Here is a 1826-nt window from a genome sequence, read left to right as displayed (position 1 = left end):
GGCGATTCACTGTAGATGGTTGGGCCATCTGAAACCAGAATCTTGGTTGGACAGAATTTTATTGTGAGGGGCGTAGCGCTGGTATAGCACCAGCTAAGAATGTGATTATTTAAAGAAGAATTGTTGCGACATTGGGGCAGGTTTTTCTTCGTGAAACCAGGCACACGATGAAAGGCCTGACTCCGGATCCTTGACCGTGTAGCCAGTTGGGGTTATCGATGGCATTGATCGGGATGCATGGAGGGCCATGCATTAGGTTAATGCTATTTCCCGCCAAAGTTCGGGGTCTCGCCTTTGCCGACCTAGCAAAATCGAACGCAGTGCCTCCTAAGCAGTATGGAGGCCGTGTCAGGTCTCACATTTCTCATTAGATGTATTAGAGTTATGGGAATTAAGAGAGCCAGCCTGATCTCTTTCGGCATATTTTGGAGAAGGATATGAAAGACAAGAAGAACAATAAAAAGATCTCCGATAATCCTAGCTCCGCAGACATAAAGGCGCTGCTTCCCGTACTTCAGACTCTGGGAAAAGGCGCAGGCTTTCTCGGAAAGCTAGGCCTCAAGCGAGAGAATATGCTGCGTTTCGCAGGCCATGTTGATGGGCTGGTCGCACAATCGAGAATTATCGACTTGCCCGATCGTTTCAATGAGGCCTTCGGGCCACTTGGCTGGATTGCAGTCGGATCAGCTTTGTCGGTTGATATCATCAACGAAGCCTTGTCACTCCATGCCAAAGGAAAGATTGATGAGGCAGAGAACAAGCTTGTCGAATGGTTTACTGCGGAAAACATCGAGCTTTTTGCAATCTCTAGAGCGGACCGTTTTCACCAAGCTGGCCTTCGGGATAATCAGTTGAAGGAAGCACTCCAGCTCTATCTGGAAAAGCGATACATGGCGGCGGTCCCACTCATCCTGATCGCTTGTGATGGCTTTGCTTCTGATATCGCACCGGTCAGCCCGTTCGAGAAAGATGCCGATCTCAGCTGTTTTGACTCCATCACAGGCCACAGCACCGCCCTACCGGAGTTGATGAAGCTGATTACCAAAGGCGTCAGGAAGTCCCGTGACGATGAACTCGAACTCCCGCTGAGGCATGGCATTCTGCATGGTCGCTCTTTGGGATATGCAAACAAGAAAGTATGCGCGAAAGCGTGGCTTTTAATGATGGCACTAGTTGATTGGGCGATCGACAAGTCATCGGAAGACGAACGGCGCGCACAGTATGAAAAGAAACAGAAAGAAACGCTCTCAGATGTTTTTGAAAAACGTAGCCATATACAGGCTGATCGGAAGGCCATGGACGCGTTCGAGCCTTACCATGTTGACTTGCCGCTGACCAAGCCGCTCGATCCTGATTCTCCCGAGAATGCGCTATCTGAGTTTCTATCCGGATGGAAAGCAAAAAACTTCGGAAAAATGGCGTTACATGCGGTCAATCTCACGCAGAAGCCGGTCAAGAAAATAGCCGGAGAAATGAGATCAACTACCGACAATATCGAACTCATAAATTATGAAATTCTGTCGATTCATCGTATAAATCCCGTGCGCTGTGACGTCCGAATTTTGGCTAAGGCAAAAACCCTGACAAAGGAGGTGGAAGGCGAGTTCAGCTTGGTAATTTTCCGCTTCGCCGCTGATGGCAATATCGCCATGCCGAGCCAAAACGGCCGATGGAGCATCCAGCAAAACTTCATGTACAACATCATGCACGAAAAGTTTGCGACTACAGCGAACAATAAGGACACCCAAGAAAGCTTGGAACGCAGGCGGCCAGATCGAACGTACGCGGAAACCGTGAGGGTGTTCAAAACTCTGTGTCACAGCCAG

At 49.2% G+C, this 1826-nt stretch carries 1 protein-coding gene; it reads left to right on the top strand.

The genetic code is table 11. The features are described 5' to 3' along the window. Positions 1-437: 437 nt before the first annotated feature. The coding region (locus tag A11A3_RS17075) for a hypothetical protein (protein WP_008930582.1) at positions 438-1826 on the top strand (1389 nt) is incomplete at its 3' end.

Origin of the sequence: Alcanivorax hongdengensis A-11-3 (assembly GCF_000300995.1) — a bacterium.
GTDB lineage: Bacteria > Pseudomonadota > Gammaproteobacteria > Pseudomonadales > Alcanivoracaceae > Alcanivorax > Alcanivorax hongdengensis.
Note: the sequence above shows the minus strand (reverse complement) of the source record. Positions and strands in the feature narration are given on the sequence as shown.